The 16,882-nt window shown below is 73.9% G+C and carries 14 protein-coding genes and 1 tRNA gene; 5 read left to right on the top strand and 10 right to left on the bottom strand.

Annotated features, from left to right (window positions below):
• Positions 1–10 precede the first annotated feature (10 nt).
• From ABZ234_RS08930 to ABZ234_RS08890, 9 genes are all read right to left on the bottom strand, one after another.
• A complete protein-coding gene (locus ABZ234_RS08930; protein WP_355011644.1) occupies positions 11–4,666 on the bottom strand; it encodes an SbcC/MukB-like Walker B domain-containing protein in 4,656 nt (1,551 codons plus the stop codon).
• Positions 4,620–6,002, bottom strand: coding sequence for a TIGR02678 family protein (locus ABZ234_RS08925; protein WP_355011643.1), 1,383 nt, complete (start codon positions 6,000–6,002; stop codon positions 4,620–4,622). The genes ABZ234_RS08930 and ABZ234_RS08925 overlap by 47 nt, the downstream gene beginning before the upstream one ends.
• A complete protein-coding gene (locus tag ABZ234_RS08920; protein ID WP_355011642.1) occupies positions 6,002–7,540 on the bottom strand; it encodes a DUF2397 family protein in 1,539 nt (512 codons plus the stop codon). The genes ABZ234_RS08925 and ABZ234_RS08920 overlap by 1 nt, the downstream gene beginning before the upstream one ends.
• Positions 7,541–7,719: 179 nt before the next feature.
• Positions 7,720–8,271, bottom strand: coding sequence for a hypothetical protein (locus tag ABZ234_RS08915; protein ID WP_355011641.1), 552 nt, complete (start codon positions 8,269–8,271; stop codon positions 7,720–7,722).
• Positions 8,272–8,447: 176 nt separating this feature from the next.
• Positions 8,448–8,732 (bottom strand): hypothetical protein, encoded by a 285-nt coding sequence (locus ABZ234_RS08910; protein WP_267946714.1) that lies wholly within the window; start codon positions 8,730–8,732, stop codon positions 8,448–8,450.
• Positions 8,733–8,744: 12 nt separating this feature from the next.
• Positions 8,745–8,999, bottom strand: coding sequence for a hypothetical protein (locus ABZ234_RS08905; RefSeq protein ID WP_344180404.1), 255 nt, complete (start codon positions 8,997–8,999; stop codon positions 8,745–8,747).
• 15 nt (positions 9,000–9,014) lie between these two features.
• Positions 9,015–9,266 (bottom strand): hypothetical protein, encoded by a 252-nt coding sequence (locus tag ABZ234_RS08900; RefSeq protein ID WP_267946716.1) that lies wholly within the window; start codon positions 9,264–9,266, stop codon positions 9,015–9,017.
• Positions 9,267–9,322: 56 nt separating this feature from the next.
• Positions 9,323–9,568, bottom strand: coding sequence for a hypothetical protein (locus tag ABZ234_RS08895; protein WP_267946717.1), 246 nt, complete (start codon positions 9,566–9,568; stop codon positions 9,323–9,325).
• Between the two features lie 582 nt (positions 9,569–10,150).
• Positions 10,151–10,232 (bottom strand) — tRNA-Tyr (locus tag ABZ234_RS08890).
• A 238-nt stretch (positions 10,233–10,470) separates the two neighbouring features.
• On the opposite strand from ABZ234_RS08890, the gene ABZ234_RS08885 reads away from it, so the two are divergent.
• Entirely contained in the window at positions 10,471–10,968 is a 498-nt protein-coding gene (locus ABZ234_RS08885) for a YajQ family cyclic di-GMP-binding protein (protein WP_267946738.1), read from the top strand.
• 87 nt (positions 10,969–11,055) lie between these two features.
• On the opposite strand, the gene ABZ234_RS08880 is transcribed toward ABZ234_RS08885, so the two are convergent.
• Entirely contained in the window at positions 11,056–11,919 is an 864-nt protein-coding gene (locus ABZ234_RS08880; protein WP_355011640.1) for a M48 family metalloprotease, read from the bottom strand.
• 495 nt (positions 11,920–12,414) lie between these two features.
• On the opposite strand from ABZ234_RS08880, the gene ABZ234_RS08875 reads away from it, so the two are divergent.
• From ABZ234_RS08875 to ABZ234_RS08860, 4 genes are all read left to right on the top strand, one after another.
• Entirely contained in the window at positions 12,415–14,265 is a 1,851-nt protein-coding gene (locus ABZ234_RS08875) for a 2-oxoacid:acceptor oxidoreductase subunit alpha (RefSeq protein ID WP_355011639.1), read from the top strand.
• 70 nt (positions 14,266–14,335) lie between these two features.
• A complete protein-coding gene (locus ABZ234_RS08870; RefSeq protein ID WP_267950530.1) occupies positions 14,336–15,322 on the top strand; it encodes a 2-oxoacid:ferredoxin oxidoreductase subunit beta in 987 nt (328 codons plus the stop codon).
• 86 nt (positions 15,323–15,408) lie between these two features.
• On the top strand, positions 15,409–16,077 hold the full coding sequence (locus ABZ234_RS08865; RefSeq protein WP_267946741.1) for an SDR family oxidoreductase: 669 nt from the start codon (positions 15,409–15,411) through the stop codon (positions 16,075–16,077).
• 198 nt (positions 16,078–16,275) lie between these two features.
• Complete coding sequence (locus ABZ234_RS08860) at positions 16,276–16,797, top strand: hypothetical protein (protein WP_267946742.1); 522 nt, start codon at positions 16,276–16,278, stop codon at positions 16,795–16,797.
• Positions 16,798–16,882: the final 85 nt, after the last annotated feature.

Genomic DNA, 16,882 nt, shown 5'->3' with positions numbered 1-16,882 from the left:
GCCGCCGCGCTCACACGCCGACCAGGCGCCTCCTGCTGCCGTCCCACGTGAAGTGCAGTGTCGCGATGCCGGGGACGTTGGGATCGCGCAGGCACTCGTAGATGTTGAGGCTCGGCACGCTGGCGAAGCAGCCCCACACGCGTTCGGAGGTCAGCACGAAGTCCAGGTCCAGTTCGACCAGGAGGCCGAGGAGGCGCCCGTGGGTGGGCTCGTCGACCTTCGCGAACGCGTCGTCCAGCAGGATGAGCCTGGGCGCCCACGAGGCGCGCGCGGCGAGCGCGTCGAAGTGCGCCGCCGCCGCGGCGAACAGCACCAGGTAGGCGACCACGCGCTGCTCGCCCTGGCTGAGGGCGGTGCGGTGGCCCAGGCGGCGCTCGTCGCCCGCGCCGTCGGTCACGTAGACGGTGAACGTGAACCAGGACCTGTAGTCGAGGGCGGCCCGCAGCTGGGCCCCGCCGGTGGCCGTGGGGTCCAGGCGGCGGATCGCCTCGATGCAGCGGCGCAGGGCGTCGCGCAGGCGGGTGGTCTGCACGCGGGTGCGCTCCTCGGCGGGGGTCGCCAGGAGCGGGACGACCGCCTCGACGTCGGCGCCCGCGTCGGGGGCCAGCCTCCAGTCCAGGCGCACGCCGAGGCCGGCGGAGGTGGTGACGTCCTTGAGGACGTCGTTCATGGTGGTGATGAGGGCGCGGGCCTCGTCGATCTGGCGGGCGAGGTGGCCGGCCAGCTCTCCGAGCAGGTGGCGCTCGAAGGCCTCCTCCTCGGCCACCGCGACGGCCTCGTCGGCGCGGGCGGCGGAGGCGGTGATCCGCTCGGCGTAGGCGGTGACGTCGTGGGCGCCGTCCTCGTCGTGGACCGTGAGGCGCTTGAGGCCGCGCGGCTCGCTGAGCTCGGTGCGGGTCTGCGCCCACCCGGCGGAGGTGAGCAGGCGGTGCAGGTCCTCGCGGCTGCTCAGGATGGCGCTGTCGTCCACCTCGGGCGCCCCGGCCTCCACCTGGGCGGCGAGTCCCTCCTCCAGCTGTCCGACGAACGCCTCCAGCAGGGCGAGCCGGGCGTCCGGGCCGGGCGCGGGCGGCCCGGCGGCGGGGTCCGCGTCCGGCTCCCCGCCGTGGAGGGCGGAGTGGGCGAGGTAGGCGGTGAGGGGGCCGTCGTCCGCGGCGCAGGCGTCCAGGCCCGCGGCGCCCAGCAGGACGGCGTCCGGCACGTCGGTGTCGTCGGTCCCCGTGCCGCCGGGGAGGGAGACCGCGCGGACGAGCCGCTCCCCCGCCGTGAGGGCGCGGCGCACCTGCTCGGCGCGCTCCTGGGTGGCGGCGACGAGCCGCGCCTCGGCGCCGACCCGCTCGTCGCGGGCGCGCTGGGCCCCGCGCTCGAGTTCGGGCAGCCGCCGGGCCGCCTCGTCGGCCCTGGCCCTGACCTGGTCCCGGGCCGCGTCGATCTGCTCGCCGGGCACGCCGCGGGCGCGGTCGCCGAGCTCGAACTGGCGGCGGACGGTGATCATGTCGTCGATGGCGGCGGCCCTGGCGTCCTCGGCAAGGACCCGTTCGGCGCGGGCCGCCCTCCACCCGGCGACGTGGTGCTCGTGGTCGGCCAGCTCCCAGGCGAGGACGTCGAGGTCCTTGAGTCCGGAGCCGACGAGGACGCGCAGGTGGTCGAGGGCGCGCAGGGCGCTGTCCAGCTCGGCGCGGACGCTCGGCAGGGCGTTGACGTCGGCCGAGGTCCGCAGGCGGGAGCGGATGTCGAGGAGTTCGGCGCGGCACTCCTCGGCGGCGCGGCCCGCGGTCGCGTGGGCGCGGCGGGCGGCGGCGACGTCCTCGCGGGCGACGTCCAGGACCGCCCGGGCGCGGATGAGCGGGGAGGGGTCCGGCAGGCTCCGGGACACCTCCAGGAGTTCGGCGTAGGACTGCTCGACGGCCCAGCGGCGCTCCCCCGCCTCGGCGAGGAGGGCCTCGGCGATGGCCATGCGCCGGTCGGTGTTGGCCGACTGGCGGTCGCGGGCCCGTTTGCGGGCGACCTCGCCGATGTACTCGGGCTCGCTCTTGTCGTGGGAGCCGGAGGCCACGCCGAGGCGCCAGCCGCCGGTGAGCGACATGGAGCTGACGGTGGCGACGGAGCTGTCGCGTCGGTGCTTGGCCTCGGTGTCCTCGGCCGTGCCCGGCACGGGTTCGTCCTCGGAGTGCAGGGCGATGGACGAGAGCAGGGTGCGGAGGCTGTCGTGGTTGACGCCGCGGTCGGGGGCGGCGACCGGGACGAGCACGTCGAGGAGGGTCCTTCCCTTGGCCTGCCGGGCGGGCGTGACCAGGATGTCGCGGGTGCCCGGGTCGTGGAGGGAGCCGTCCGCGCGGATCCACCCGGCGAGCAGTCCGCTGGCCTCCAGGGCGGCCTCCAGCCCGGCCTGTTCGCGGGTGCTGAGCCCGTCGGCGAAGTCGACGGCCAGGTAGAGGGGGGCGCCCTCGCCCCGGGGGCGCGGGTAGGTGGCCCACGGCGGGCGCTCCGGGGCGTGCTCGGCGTTGCCGGTGCGGCGCTCGGCGAGCTCGGCCAGTTCGTCGGAGAGCTGGCCCTCCTCGTTGACGGCGACGTCGCGCCGGGCGCGCAGGTCCTCCAGGAGGGGGGCGACGGCGTTGTTCGCGAGGCGGGAGACGGTGGAGGGCACGTCGGGGTCGAGGACCCTCAGGGAGTCGGTGATGGGCAGCTCGACGCTGCCCTCCAGCTCGTGGACGGCGTCGCCGAGCGCGTGGGCGTGGCTGGACTCCCGCAGGCGGGCGGCCCAGGCCCGGACCCCGTCGGCGTAGGCGGCGCTCTCCTCGCGCAGCGCGGCGACGGCGGCGCTCTCGCGGTCGTGGGCGTGTTCGAGCACGGCGTCCGCGCTCTCGGCCTCGCTGGTCAGGGCGACGAGGCGGCGGTCGGCCGCCGCCTCGGCCGTGGTGAGGCCGGTGAGGCGGGCGGCCATGTCGGCGCGCTCGGCGGACCGCTCCGCCGCGTGGGAGAGCTGGTCGTGGAGGCGCCCGAGGCGGTCGCGCAGGTCGTCGAGGTCGATGCCTTCGACGGGCTCGCGCTCGACGGCCTGTTCGAGCCCCTGGAGGTCGACCCGGGTGGCGCTCTCGCGCGGGGCGTGGACGGTGTCGAGCGTGTCCGGGACCTCCCCGAGGAGGGCGGGGTCGATCCCGGCGGCGGTGGCCGCGCGGGTGGCCTCGGCGTGGGTCTGGCGCAGGATGTCGAGCGCGCGGTCGATGGCGGCGGTGTCCTCGCCGAGCCGTTCGACGGTGTGCCGTTCGACCCGCTCGGCGTGCTCCGCGGCGACCCAGGCGGCCTCGGCGGCCCTGATGTAGGCGCCGACGGCGGCGTCGTAGGCGCGGCGCTCGTTCCCCGTGGCGGTGGCGGCGTTGTTCCGGGCCGCGGCGAGGGTGCCGTCGTCGGCCTCGGCGGTGTCGCGGGTGCGCCGGGCCTGGTCGCGCTCCTCGGAGATCCGGCTCTCCTCGGTGATGAGCCGGTCGAGTTCGGCGCGCAGGCGCTCGGTCTCGACGGTCCGGCCCGCGGCGGCGTCGATCTGCTCGCGGACGTCGGCGGCGCGCGACCGGAGGGCGTGGACCAGGTAGCCGCGGTAGTCGTCGAGGAAGGCGGTGACCCCGGCCCCCGCCTCGCCGAGGGCGGTCTTCTCCGCCCGGGCCTGTTCGAGGTCGGCGATGTTGCGGGCGACCTCGTCCAGGACCGACTCGTCCATGGGCGGGAGGGCCTCGGAGAGGACGCCGACGAGCTCGCCGGCCTCCAGGCGGTCGCCGATGGTGGGGCGCCGGAGCCGGTAGAGGAGGTGGATGAGGTTGCGGTAGCGGACGGAGTCGTCGATGCCGAACAGGTCGTGCATCACGCGGGCCCGGTAGGGGACGGCGCTGGTGAAGCAGTTGTCCGCGCCGATCTCCGAGCGGAGCCGGTCGACGGGCTTGGGGCGGCCGTCGGTGACGAGTTCGAGGTCGTGTCCGACCCGGCGGTCGGTGACGAAGAACACGCAGCGCGGGTCGGAGTCGCCGACGGCCATGACGGCGGCGCCGAGGGTCAGGTGGCTCGGCCGGCCGCCCGGGGCGCCCGGTCCGGTCTGCTCCGCGGCGGGTCCGGGGCCCGGCGTCGCGGCGGCGAGGAGGGCGGACGCGCCGGCCGTCCCGGACGCGGCGAGCAGGGCGGAGGCGCTGTTGGGCCCGGTGGTGGCGCGGGCGGCGGCGTCGAGGCCGCGGTCGCCGCGGTCGGTGGTGAACTCGACCCACAGGTAGCCGAGGCGGGTGACGGGGCCGGTGTCGCCGTCGGCCTGCTCGGGCCCGGCCTCGTCGGCGGCCTCCTCGGGGCCGCCGAGCAGGTCGGGGCCGGTCTCCTCCGGCTCGGGCCGGCGTCCGGCCCGGGGGTCGTCGGCCATGAGCCAGCGCAGGCTGGTGCGGTTGGTGCCGGTGGTGTCCAGGCGGCGCACGTCGCCGTCCAGCAGGAACGGGAGCAGCATCTCCAGCGCCTTGGACTTGCCCGCGCCGTTGCGTCCGCGCAGCAGGAGGCGGCCCTCGGCGAAGTCGAGGACGTGGTCGTCGTACTGCCAGACGTTGCGGATGCCCGCGCGTTCGAGGCGGTAGCGCGGGGTGTCGGCGGGGTCAGCCGGAACTGCCCCCGGGGCCTCGCTGGTCTCCTGTGTCACCACTGGTCGCGCTCACCTTCTCGTTCGCCACCGCTTGCAGCACGGACGTCACCCGGCTCAGGTCGCCTCGGGGATCGGCGGGAGCGTCGGGCGGACCGTCTTCGTGGCCGGACCCGCGCGTCGGGGCGGCGTGCGTCCGGCTGTCTTCGCCATTGTCCTGGATCGGGGGGACGCGCTCGTCCACGTCGGCCCCGTACCGCGCCGCCGCGGCGGTGAGCCGCCACTCGCCGGGGCCTCCCCGCAGGAGTCCGAGGTCGGTCAGCAGGGCCGTGACGCGGGCGCTCAGCCGGTCCGGGTCGGGCACCTCGGGGCCGGCGGTGCGGGCCCACTCGGTCCGCGCGGGGGCGTCGGGGCCGCCCAGGGCGTCCAGAGCGGTGCGCAGTTCGCGGTCGGGCACGGGGACGGAGGTGGCGGGCATGCCGGGGTGCAGACGGCCGGAGAGGTGGCGGACGAGGGCGAGGGCCACCTGGCCGACGGGGTCGTCGGAGGGGAAGGCCGGGCGGGCGCCGGCCTCGTCGGGCATCACCATCGCGACGCCCTCGGCGCGCACCTCGGCGTCGCAGCCGAGCAGGTTGCCGAGCGCGGCGGCGGCCCGCCACTGGTGCGCGGCGAGGCGGTCCCTCTGGCGGTCGGGGAGATCCTCGCGGTAGACGACCGCGGTCTCGGCGAGGAGGCGGCGCAGGGCGGTCTCGCCCTGGTGCTCGCCGTCGGGGTCGGTGTCGACGGCGCTCGCGAGGAAGGAGTCCGGGTCGTCGGAGGCCTGCGGCAGGTGGGCGGCGACGGCGCGGACGACCGGTGTGCGGGGGCGGAGGGCCGGGTCCGCGGCGGCGTCGGCCCCGTGGTCGGCGACGCGGCCGGAGGTCTCGGTCAGCGCGCCGAGCGCGACCAGGTGTTCCAGGGCCGCGCAGAAGGCGCGGCGCTCGCCGAGCCCGCGGCCGGGATCGGCGTCGATCCCGGCCTCGTGCGCGGCGGCCCGGACCCGGAGGGCGAGCGCGCGGACGGTGGTGGGCCCGGTCTCCTCGACCAGGACGGCCAGGGCCAGCGCGAGGTAGGTGTGGGTGCGCGGCGTGAAGCGGGCCCCGTTGGCCCGGGTGGGCCGGTGGACGACCTCGTCGACGAGGCCGCGTTTGACCAGCCGGGCGTGGTCGTCGCCGACGTCGAGCCGGTACCCGAGCACGCGCTGGAAGCGCTGGACGAGCCACTCGGCGTGGGAGCGCACGAGGGACAGCTCCGCCGGATGGGCGGCCCGGGTCAGCAGCGGGTGCGCCAGGAGCGCGCGCGCCGCGGACTGGCGTTCGCCGATGAGCGCGGCGTCCTCGCTGTAGGCGTCCGTCTCCATCACCCCCACGGTCGGGTCCGGTCGGCGGACAGGTCGATCGGCCCCGTGGTCTCGACGTCCGGGTCCGGCCCCGGCAGGCCGCCGGCGGTTCCGGGCGCCTCGGCGGAGGGCGCGGACGGGTTCCCGACGGTACCCGGTCCGGGCCGCCGGTCCCCCGTCACGGGGGCGTCGGCCGGGAGGGGCGCTCCGTCGTCGGTCCCGGGTCCGGTCGGCTCCTGCGCGGGCCGGCGCCCGCCGTCGGGCCCGGCCGGGGCGGTCCGTGTCCCGCCGTCCCCGGGCCCCGCGGACGGGGTGGCGAGGAGGCCGCGGACCGGGGGGGCGTCGTACCGGGGAGCCGTGCGGCCCGGGGGTTCCGGGGCGGGCGTGTACGGGGTCGACGGGTCCAGGGGGTCCGCGGCGGTCGAGTACCGGAACGGCGGGTCCAAGGGGTCCGGGCCCAGGGCGTGGGGGGCGTCAGGGGCCGCCGGGGCGGGCGTGTACGGGGCGGGCGTGTACGGGGTCGACGGGTCCAGGGGGTCGGCCTCCGTGGGGTCCGGAACCGTGGACGCGGGGTCCTGTGGCGGGAGGTGCGGGTCCTGTGCCGGGGCGTCCGCCGGGTCCCGGTCCGGAGGGGGCGGGGCCGGGGCGTACGCGGCCGCCGGGTCCAGCGGGTGCGGGGCGAAGGGGTCCGGATCGAGGGGGAGCGGGCCGGAGTCGTCCGACGCGGCCGTACCCGGGGCGTCCGGCTCGGGGACGGGCGTGTACGGGGTCGACGGGTCCAGCGGGTCCGGATCGAGGGGGTGCGGCTCGGGGGCGGGCGCGGTGACCGGGTCCCCGGAAAGGGGACCGGGGCCGGTCCGGGCGGCGGGCGGGGCCCACCCCGCGGGCGCGAGGAGGCCCGGGAATCCGTCGTCCTCGACGGTGTGCTGGTCGTAGGAGGTGACGCGCAGGCGGAGTCCCTCCAGGGTGAGTTCCCCGCCCTCGCCCCGGATGGTGACCTCGGCCCCCGGGGCGGCGCCGACGTGCAGGCGCAGGGAGAACTCCAGGTCGCCGGCGGAGGTGGGGCGGCGGCCGGCGTCCCCGGAGCCGAGGGCGGCGGTGAGGAGCTCCATGAGGACCTCCATCCCGGCTCCGGACAGGTCCAGGCGCGCCCGCAGCGGGGTGGGCTCGGCGAGCAGGGCGCGGATCTGCGAGGCGCCCGCGCGGCGCCAGTGGGCGGAGGACTCGGCGGCGTCGCGCAGGCGGGCCTGCTGCGCGCGGTGGTCGCGGACGGGCTCGGGCAGCCGGGAGCCCGGGTGCTCGGTGACGGTGCTGCGGTCGGGGGCCGCCTGCCACCAGCTGGTGGTGGCGGCGACGCCCTCGTCCGTCTGCCCCTCCAGGTGGAGGGCCGGGTGCAGGCCGTAGGCGGCGGTCGCGAGGGCGTCGGCCCGGTCGGGGTCGGCCTCCTCGAACCAGGAGGCCAGGCGCAGCAGAGCCGCGCGGCCGTGCCGCGGCCCCGGCCGTCCGCCGGCGCCCTGTACGTCGTCCCCGCGGGTGTCCGCGCGCTCGTTGAGTGCCACAACTCAGCAGACTAGAGACCTCCCGGGCGCGCCACGCCCGGTTCCGGCCTGTCCGGTCCCGCCGACCTGCCCCTACCACCCACTCTGACCAGTAGGTTTGTGCATTTTCGGAACTTTAGGACGATTCTTGGGGGCCGTGGGAGAGGCGAACCCCACCCGGCCGCGCCGGACCGCCCGCCTCACTCCGGGGTCGGCACGGAGAGGCGCCCGCCGTCCGCGTCCTCCAGCGCCTGGCGCACCTCCGGCGTCATGTCCTCGTCGTACCCGGTGATCGTGTAGGTCGAGAAGTACGGTGTGCCGTTCACGTCGACCGGGTCGCCGAGTTCGACCTCGACCTCGTAGGGCTCGTCCTGGCAGCCCCGGTCCATGCACCAGGTCCCGTACAGGTCGCCCGTGCCCGACGCGGTCTCGTCCGTCCACTCGGGCCACTCCAGGCCGGAGAAGGACGTGAACTCGGTGGCGACGTACTCGACGGGGCGCTGGTCGTCGAACCCGTTCTCGTCGCCGTACATGTTCAGGACGTGGGCGCCGTCGCCCCGGGCCCCCTGGCCGGAGCCGCCGCCCTCCCCGGAGCCGTCGCCCTCCCCGGGGTCGGGGCTCGCCCGGTCCTCGGGGCTCTCCGTGGCCTGCGGGGCGCCGGTGCCCTCGGGCAGCCTCGGGGTGGTCTCCTGCTGTCCGCAGGCGGTGGCCGCCAGCAGCAGGGCGGCCCCCGTCAGGATCATGCGCTTCATCTCGCCTCTCTCCTCCTCCGTCGGGGCCCGGGACGGCCCCCGGCCGGCCCGCGCGAGGACGCGCCCGGGACCGCCGAGCCGATGGGTCGCGTCGAGGCCCCCCGGCGGCTGCCGGGGGGCCTCGACCTACTGCTCTGTTCCGTCACTGTGGGGCCGGAGCCCAGTGACGCCGGGACCTAGTGGTACCCGTGACCGCCGTCGTGCTCGGCGCGGTCCTGGCTGATGTTGGTGGTCGACGGACCGTTGATGCAGTCGCCCGTGGTCTGCGGCGACAGGATCGGCACGTTGACACCGGCCAGGCCCACGGCCAGCTCCATGTTGCAGAGCTGAACGGGGACCAGTTGCAGGTTCTGGTTGAACTGCTGGTCACCGCCGTGCGAGGCGGACGCGGGCGAGGCGAGGAGCATCGCTCCCAGCGCTGCACCGGCGATGGCGGTGGCAGCCGCGAACTTGCGCAGCATGCTGGCCCCCCGCTAGTCGATGTTGTGGCTGATCGGGCCGTTGACGCAGTCGCCCGTGGTCTGCGGCGACAGGATCGGCACGTTGACGCCCGCCAGGAGGCCGACGGCCAGCTCGGTGTTGCAGAGCTGGACGGGAACCAGCTGCAGGTTCTGGTTGTACTGCTGGTCGCCGCCGTGCGAGCCGGAGGCGGAGGCCGGGGAGGCCGCGAGCATGGCGCCCAGGGCGATTCCGGCGATGGCGGTGGCAGTCGTGATCTTGCGCAGCATGTCTGGAATCCCCTGCTAGTCGATGTTGGTGCTGATCGGGCCGTTGACGCAGTCGCCGGTGGTCTGCGGCGACAGGACCGGGATGTTCACGGCGACCAGGCCGATGGCGGCACTGGTGTTGCAGAGCTGGACCGGAATGGCCTGCAGGTTCTGGTTGTACTGCTGGTCGCCACCGTGGGAACCGGAGGCGAGGGCCGGGGACCCGGTGAGAACGACGCCGAGAGCGGCGCCAGCGACGAGACCGGCAACGCCGAGCTTACGCAGCATTGAATTGCCCTTCGAGAAAGTGTGAGACATCGTCACGGTCGAACGAATTGCCGGAATTAGCTGATGTTGGTGCCGATGGGGCCGTTCACGCAGTCGCCCGTGGTCTGCGGCGACAGGATCGGCACGGTCACGGCGACCAGACCGACGCTGCCGGTCAGGTTGCAGGACTGGATCGGGACCAGCTGGAGGTTCTGGTTGAACTGCTGGTCGCCGCCGTGCGAGGCGTGAGCGGGAGCCCCCATGAGGAGAGCGCCCATCGCGGCACCGGCGACCAGGCCGGCAACGGCCATCTTCTTGATCATGTTTCCCCCGGGAAATCATTACGAGGCATTGACAGAAAAAGACTCAGGCGCTTGCTGCACCTGTGTCGCGGTGGACTGGTGCAATCATCATCCGGCCCCCGTTTTTTGTCAACGCCGAAACCCCGGAATCGCTTTGTCCATATTGCCGCCAGGGTTCTTTTTGCGCCATGCGCAAATGGATTGATTGCCCTTCTTTTCGCGCGACACGCACAAAGGCCCGGTACTCGGTCGAGGGGTGGCTGTACCGGCGAACCGGACGCATCCGCCGCTAACGCCACAGGAGCACCTTCGCCCCGTGCGCGGAACCGCCCGTGGAGACGGAGAAACCGCAGCTCAGGGCGGGGTCGGCCGCGTGGTCGGGGAGTGGTTCCGGTCGGACCGGAAGCAGGGCGCGCCGTTACTCCGCCGTGTCCTGAACGCGACACATTCGCGATCAGCCGAATCCCGGGAGGCGGCGGATCCGCGACGGCGGGAGCCGGACCGGACCGGGGTGGGCCGGGACGAGGAGGGCGCCGGGCCGACGGGTCCCGGACACACGACGGGGCCCCGGCACCTGATGGTGCCGGGGCCCCGATCCCAGGGTGGCAGGTGAAGGATTCGAACCTTCGAAGGCTAAGCCGACGGATTTACAGTCCGCTCCCATTGGCCGCTCGGGCAACCTGCCTGGGCTGCGGCGACGGTGTTCGTCGCGACGCATGAACGAGAATAGCGGATGATCCGCCCGAACCTGTAATCGAATACCCGGAGCGCGTCCCGAGCAGGGGCTTCGGGCACCCTGAGCAGGTCACGGCTAAGCTCTGAAGCCTGCCCGGGCCGGGGATCCGGCACGGGCGGACGTGTACCCACGCGGGCGTCCCCACAGGCGCCCGCGATCCATGAGACCAAGCGGGATGTGAGCGAACGTGGCCGCCGAATCCAGTTTCGACGTCGTGTCCAAACTCGACCGTCAGGAGGTCGACAACGCCCTGAACCAGACGGGCAAGGAGCTGTCCCAGCGGTTCGACTTCAAGGGCACCGGAACCACCATCGCCTGGCAGGGCGAGGACGGGATCGAGATCAGGAGCACGTCGGAGGAGCGGGCGAACGCCGCCCTGGAGGTGTTCAAGGAGAAGCTGGTCAAGCGCAAGCTCTCCCTGAAGATCCTCGACCCGGCCGAGGAGCCCAAGATCTCCGGCAAGGAGTACCGGCTTCCCGTCGGCCTCAAGGAGGGCATCACCTCCGAGGACGCCAAGAAGATCTCCAAGCTGATCCGGGACGAGGGCCCCAAGGGGGTCAAGGCCCAGATCCAGGGCGACGAGCTGCGCGTCAGCTCGAAGAAGAAGGACGACCTCCAGGCCGCCCAGAACCTGATCAAGGAGAAGGACTTCGACCTGGCCCTCCAGTTCGTGAACTACCGCTAGCCGGCGGTCCGCGGCACCGGCACGGCGACGGCCGCTCTCCCCTCGCGAAGGGGGAGGAGCGGCCGTCGCCGTGCCGGGGAGGGGTCCCTACCCGCCCATGTCCCACCGGCGGCGCAGGGCGTACAGGCGGCGGATGCGCTCGTCCGTCGGCGGGTGGGCGGCGAACAGCCGCCCCACCCCGGTCGGGAACGGGTTGGTGGTCATCACGTGCGCCGACGCCAGCAGGCCGCGGTCGCGGGGCAGGGGGTAGCGCCGCGCCCCCTCCTCCAGCTTGGTCAGCGCCTCGGCCAGCCCGATCGGGTCCCCGGTGAGTTCGGCGGCCTTCTCGTCGGCGCGGAACTCGCGCCCGCGCCCCACCCCGAAGTGGACGACCAGGGCGGCGAGCGGCGCCAGCGCCGCCACCATCAGCCCGCCCAGCAGGTCGGGCATGTCCGTCTCCTCCGACTCCCCCAGCGGGAGCAGGAAGGTGACCACCGTCATCGCGGTGATGACCGCGGTGAGGGTCGCCGCCACCGAGCTGATCAGGGTGTCGTGCGAGCGGATGTGCGCCAGCTCGTGGGCGATCACGCCGCGCAGCTCCCGCTCGTCGAGGGTGCGCAGCAGGCCCGTGGTGCAGCAGAGAGCGGCGCGGCGCGGGCTGCTGCCGGTGGCGAAGGCGTTGGGCGAGCGGATCGGCGACAGGTACAGCCTGGGCATGGGCTGCCGGGCGGCGGTGGCCAGCTCCCGGACGATCCGGTACAGCTCGGGGCGCTCGATCTCGCTGACCGGCCGGGCCCTCATGGCCCGCAGGGCCAGCGACTCGCCGAACAGGTAGACGAGCACGCCCGCGCCCACCACCAGGGCCACGGAGAACTGCGCGCCCTTCTCGGCCCCGCACAGCCAGCCGACCACCACGACGAGGACGGCGGCCCCGACGAACAGACCGACCGCACGGGCCACGTTGACGTGCACGCCGCCACCTCCTCGCTCAGCCGGTCCTCGACCGTGAATGCGTACATGGTGACAAACGTGCGGGTCGACGTCTTGCGTTCCCCATGTGACGGGCTGTCGGTCACATCCCGGTTGCGGATGACCTCACACCGCCCGACGGGGTTCCGGTGTGACAATCGCCACCCGGCCCACGTCCGGCCTTTCCCGACGACCTATAGTGCGATCGTGGCCCTTATCACTCCGAACTCCAGGCCGGCGGGGCGCCGCCCCGTCCGGATCCCGGTGTCCGGGGAGCCGTGTCGTTGAAGGCAGGCCCCTTCACGACCCGGCTGTCGCGGTGTGACCGCGCCGTGCGAGACCGGGTTGGCGCACCCGGCGAGCGCGAGGGCCGCGCACGCTGTCCCACGCCCCCGAACCGGGCGCCCGCCCCGTGGCGGAGTGCCCCGGCCGGGGGATGACACCCGAGCGCCGCCGCCCGTCACGACCGGCGGCTCACCAAGGAGGTCGTCGATCTCAGTGGCCAAACAGATCGAACAGCTCGACCGCGTCATCATCCGCTTCGCCGGCGACTCCGGCGACGGCATGCAGCTGACCGGAGACCGCTTCACCCAGGAGACCGCGTCGTTCGGCAACGACCTGTCGACCCTTCCGAACTTCCCGGCCGAGATCCGCGCCCCCGCCGGAACCCTCCCGGGGGTGTCCAGCTTCCAGCTGCACTTCGCGGACCACGACATCATGACCCCGGGCGACGCGCCCGACGTCCTGGTGGCCATGAACCCCGCCGCCCTCAAGGCGAACCTCGGCGACCTGCCCAGGGGCGCGACCGTGATCGTCAACACCGACGAGTTCACGAAACGGAGCCTGGCCAAGGTCGGTTTCACCGGGGACCCCCTCACCGACGGCACCCTGGACGGACTCAAGGTGAGCGCGGTGGCGCTCACCTCGATGACGGTGGCGGCGCTGGCCGGCGCCGACCTGTCCAAGAAGGACGCGCAGCGGGCCAAGAACATGTTCGCCCTGGGCCTGCTGTCGTGGATGTACAACCGGCCGACGGAGGGGACGACGTCCTTCCTCAAGTCCAAGTTCGCCGCCAAGCCGGACATCCTCGCGGCGAACCTGACGGCGTTCCAGGCGGGGTGGAACTTCGGTGAGACCACCGAGGACTTCGCCGTCTCATACGAGGTCAAGCCGGCCCGGCTCCCCGCGGGCACGTACCGGAACATCACCGGGAACCTGGCGATGGCCTACGGGCTGATCGCCGGGTCCACCCGGTCGGGCCTTCCTCTGTTCCTGGGCTCGTACCCGATCACCCCCGCGTCGGACATCCTGCACGAGCTGTCCAGGCACAAGAGGTTCGGTGTGCGCACGTTCCAGGCCGAGGACGAGATAGCGGGGGTGGGGGCCGCCCTGGGCGCCGCCTTCGGCGGCTCGCTGGGGGTGACCACCACCTCCGGCCCGGGCATGGTGCTCAAGCAGGAGACGGTGGGGCTCGCGGTGATGACCGAGCTGCCCCTGCTGATCATCGACGTGCAGCGGGCGGGGCCCAGCACGGGCATGCCGACCAAGACGGAGCAGACCGACCTGCTGATGGCCCTGTACGGGCGCAACGGCGAGTCCCCGCTGCCGGTGGTGGCGCCGTCCTCCCCCGCCGACTGCTTCGACGCCGCGGTGGAGGCGACCAGGCTCGCCGTCACCTACCGCACCCCGGTGGTCGTGCTGTCCGACGGGTACCTGGCCAACGGGTCGGAGCCGTGGCGCCTGCCGGAGGTCGGCGACCTGCCGGTGATCGAGCCGGGGTTCGCCACCGGACCCAACGGCCCCGACGGCTCGTTCCTGCCGTACAAGCGCGACGAGGAGACCCTGGCCCGCCCGTGGGCGGTGCCGGGCACGGCCGGCCTGGAGCACCGCATCGGCGGCATCGAGAAGCACGCCGAGACGGGTGACATCTCGTACACGCCCGCCAACCACGACCTGATGGTGCGGACCCGCCAGGCCAAGATCGACGCCATCGCCAGGGACATCCCCGAGCTGGCGGTGGACGATCCCGACGGCGCCGCCGGGGTGCTGGTGCTCGGCTGGGGCGGCACGTACGGGTCGATCACCGCCGCGGTGCGCCGGGTGCGGCGCGCGGGCGGCCGGGTGGCGCAGGCGCACCTGCGCCACCTCAACCCGTTCCCGGCCAACCTCGGCGAGGTGCTGGCCCGCTACGAGCGGGTGGTGGTGCCGGAGATCAACCTGGGCCAGCTGGCCCTGCTGCTGCGCGGCAGGTTCCTGGTCGACGTCATCGGCTACAACAAGGTCCGCGGCCTGCCCTTCAAGGCCGAGGAGCTCGCGGACGTGCTTCGGGAGGTCATCGACCGTGACTGAGAACGCGAACGGCCTGACGGGCGGCTCCGGGGGGCTGAGGCTGGTCCCCAGGACGGACACCGCCTACAAGATGAAGGACTTCAAGTCGGATCAGGAGGTGCGCTGGTGCCCGGGCTGCGGCGACTACGCGATCCTGGCCGCGTTCCAGTCCTTCCTCCCCGAGCTGGGGGTGCCCCGCGAGAACATCGTCATGGTGTCGGGGATCGGCTGCTCCTCCCGCTTCCCCTACTACCTGAGCACCTACGGCGTGCACTCGATCCACGGGCGCGCGCCGGCGATCGCGACCGGGCTGGCCTCCAGCCGCCCGGACCTGTCGGTGTGGGTGGTGACCGGTGACGGCGACGGGCTGTCCATCGGCGGCAACCACCTGATCCACGCGCTGCGCCGCAACGTCAACATCAACATCCTGCTGTTCAACAACCGGATCTACGGGCTGACCAAGGGGCAGTACTCCCCCACCTCCGAGCCGGGGAAGATCACCAAGTCCTCGCCGTCGGGCTCGCTGGACCACCCGTTCAACCCGGTGTCCCTGGCCCTGGGCGCGGAGGCCTCGTTCGTGGCCCGGACGGTCGACTCCGACCGCAAGCACCTCACGTCGGTGCTGAGGGCGGCGGCCGAACACCCGGGGGCGTCGTTCGTGGAGATCTACCAGAACTGCCCGATCTTCAACGACGACGCGTTCGAGCCGCTGAAGGACCCTGCCGCGAGGGACACCCGCCTGCTGCGCATGGAGCACGGCGAGCCGCTGCGGCTCGGCCCGGACCGGGGCGTGGTCGCCGGCGGGTTCGGCGGGCTGGAGGTCGTGGACGTGGACGCGGTGGGAGAGGACCGGCTGATCCGGCACGACGCGCACCGGGAGGACCCGGGGTACGCGTTCGCCCTGTCCCGGTTGGACCGGCCCGCGTTCGAGCACGTGCCGATCGGGGTGTTCCGGGACGTGCGCCGCCCCGCCTACGACGAGCTGTTGAACGAGCAGGTCGCGGAGGCGCGGGCGGAGCACGGGGACGGCGAGCTGGCCGCGCTGCTGGCGAGCGGGGACACCTGGACCGTCGAGTAGGGGCCCGGGCCCGCCCCTCCCGGGCCCCGCGCGGACTCGCGCGGGGCCCGGGGGTCCGGCGGCCGGGGAGGGCATACGCTTCCCCCATGCGTATCGTCATCGCCGGGGGACACGGGAAGATCGCACTGCTGCTGGCCAGGCAACTGGCCGACCGCGGGGACGAGCCCGTCGCCCTCATCCGCAACCCCGACCACTCGCAGGACGTCGTCGACGCCGGTGCCGAACCGGTCGTGGTCGACCTGGAGACCGCCACCGTCACCGAGCTGACGGAGAAGCTCATGAACGCCGACGGCGTCGTGTTCGCTGCCGGGGCCGGACCGGGCAGCGGGCCGGCCCGCAAGGAGACGGTGGACCACAAGGGGGCGGTGCTGACCGCCGACGCGGCCTCGCTCGCGGGGGTGCGGCGCCTGGTCCAGGTCTCGGCCATCGGGGTGGACGACCCGCTGCCCGGCGGGAACGACCCCGACGGTTCGTGGGCCGCCTACGTGGAGGCCAAGCGCGCCGCCGACGCCGACCTGCGGGAGCGCGGGCTGGAGCTGGACTGGACGATCCTGCGCCCGGGAGGGCTGACCGACGAGCCGGGCACCGGGAAGGTGGCGCTGGGCGCGGAGGTCGGGAGGGACTCGGTGACGCGGGAGGACGTCGCCTCGGTGATCGTGGCCGTTCTGGACGAACCGGGGACCGTCGGGAGGGTTCTCAACCTGGTGAACGGTGAGACACCCGTCGTCGAGGCCGTCCGCGCCGCCGCTTCCTGAGCACCGCCCCGAGCGGCCGCCGGCCGGGACACCCCTCCCGGTCGGCGGCCGCTCGGGGCCTTCTGTGGCCAGACAGGCCCGCAGGAGGCATGATGGGAGCGGAACCCGGCGGATTCCCGCCACTGTGGACGCGGACGACCGGGTGGCACCCCGACGGGTACGGCAAGCTCCGCGCTGAGCAGATGGGTACGGTTATTCATGAGCGTCACGCAGGTCGTGAGGGACAGCACGGTCGTCGAACACGCCAAGGTCGCGGCGCAGCAGAAGCGCCGGATGTTCATCATCCAGCTGGAGGTGAACGCCTATGACGAGCCCTCCAGCAAGCTCCGTCCCGGGCTGACCCGCATCCTGGAGGGGATCGAGGAGGCCGGCTGGCGGCTCGACCTGATCACCCCGGGCGACGAGGGCGACAAGCCCGCGCGCCTGTTCATCTTCCGCCCGGACCCCGACAGCAAGAAGCAGGACGAGGCGGCCAGAGCCGAGGCCCAGCAGCAGCAGGAGCCGTCCGGCCAGCAGCAGGCCTACCAGCACCCGCCCACGGGCGCCCAGCAGCCGGACCCGTACGCGGGTTACGGACAGCAGCCCGGCTACGGCCAGCAGCAGTACCCGGGGTACGACCAGCAGCAGTACCCGGGCTACGGTCAGCCGCAGCCGGGGTACGGGCAGCAGCCCGGCTACGGCCAGCAGTACCCGGGATACGGGCAGCAGCAGGGCTGGTAGCGCTCGCGGCGCACGTCGGGGGGCGGCGCCCACGAGGTTCGGGGCCCGCGCGGTGGAGACACCGTGCGGGCCCTTTTTCATGTCC

The sequence above is a fragment of the Nocardiopsis sp. NPDC006198 genome (assembly GCF_040613895.1).
Classification (GTDB): Bacteria; Actinomycetota; Actinomycetes; order Streptosporangiales; family Streptosporangiaceae; genus Nocardiopsis; species Nocardiopsis tropica.
This window is presented reverse-complemented; position numbering and strand designations above follow the sequence as displayed.

Bases quoted from the DNA above. Each gene is read 5' to 3' on its own strand.
- ABZ234_RS08900 (WP_267946716.1), bottom strand. From the start codon at position 9,266: ATGCTGCGTAAGCTCGGCGTTGCCGGTCTCGTCGCTGGCGCCGCTCTC.
- ABZ234_RS08910 (WP_267946714.1), bottom strand. From the start codon at position 8,732: ATGCTGCGCAAGTTCGCGGCTGCCACCGCCATCGCCGGTGCAGCGCTG.
- ABZ234_RS08860 (WP_267946742.1), top strand. From the start codon at position 16,276: ATGAGCGTCACGCAGGTCGTGAGGGACAGCACGGTCGTCGAACACGCC.
- ABZ234_RS08925 (WP_355011643.1), bottom strand. From the start codon at position 6,002: ATGGAGACGGACGCCTACAGCGAGGACGCCGCGCTCATCGGCGAACGC.
- ABZ234_RS08905 (WP_344180404.1), bottom strand. From the start codon at position 8,999: ATGCTGCGCAAGATCACGACTGCCACCGCCATCGCCGGAATCGCCCTG.
- ABZ234_RS08895 (WP_267946717.1), bottom strand. From the start codon at position 9,568: ATGATCAAGAAGATGGCCGTTGCCGGCCTGGTCGCCGGTGCCGCGATG.
- ABZ234_RS08915 (WP_355011641.1), bottom strand. From the start codon at position 8,271: ATGAAGCGCATGATCCTGACGGGGGCCGCCCTGCTGCTGGCGGCCACC.
- ABZ234_RS08870 (WP_267950530.1), top strand. From the start codon at position 14,336: ATGAAGGACTTCAAGTCGGATCAGGAGGTGCGCTGGTGCCCGGGCTGC.
- ABZ234_RS08865 (WP_267946741.1), top strand. From the start codon at position 15,409: ATGCGTATCGTCATCGCCGGGGGACACGGGAAGATCGCACTGCTGCTG.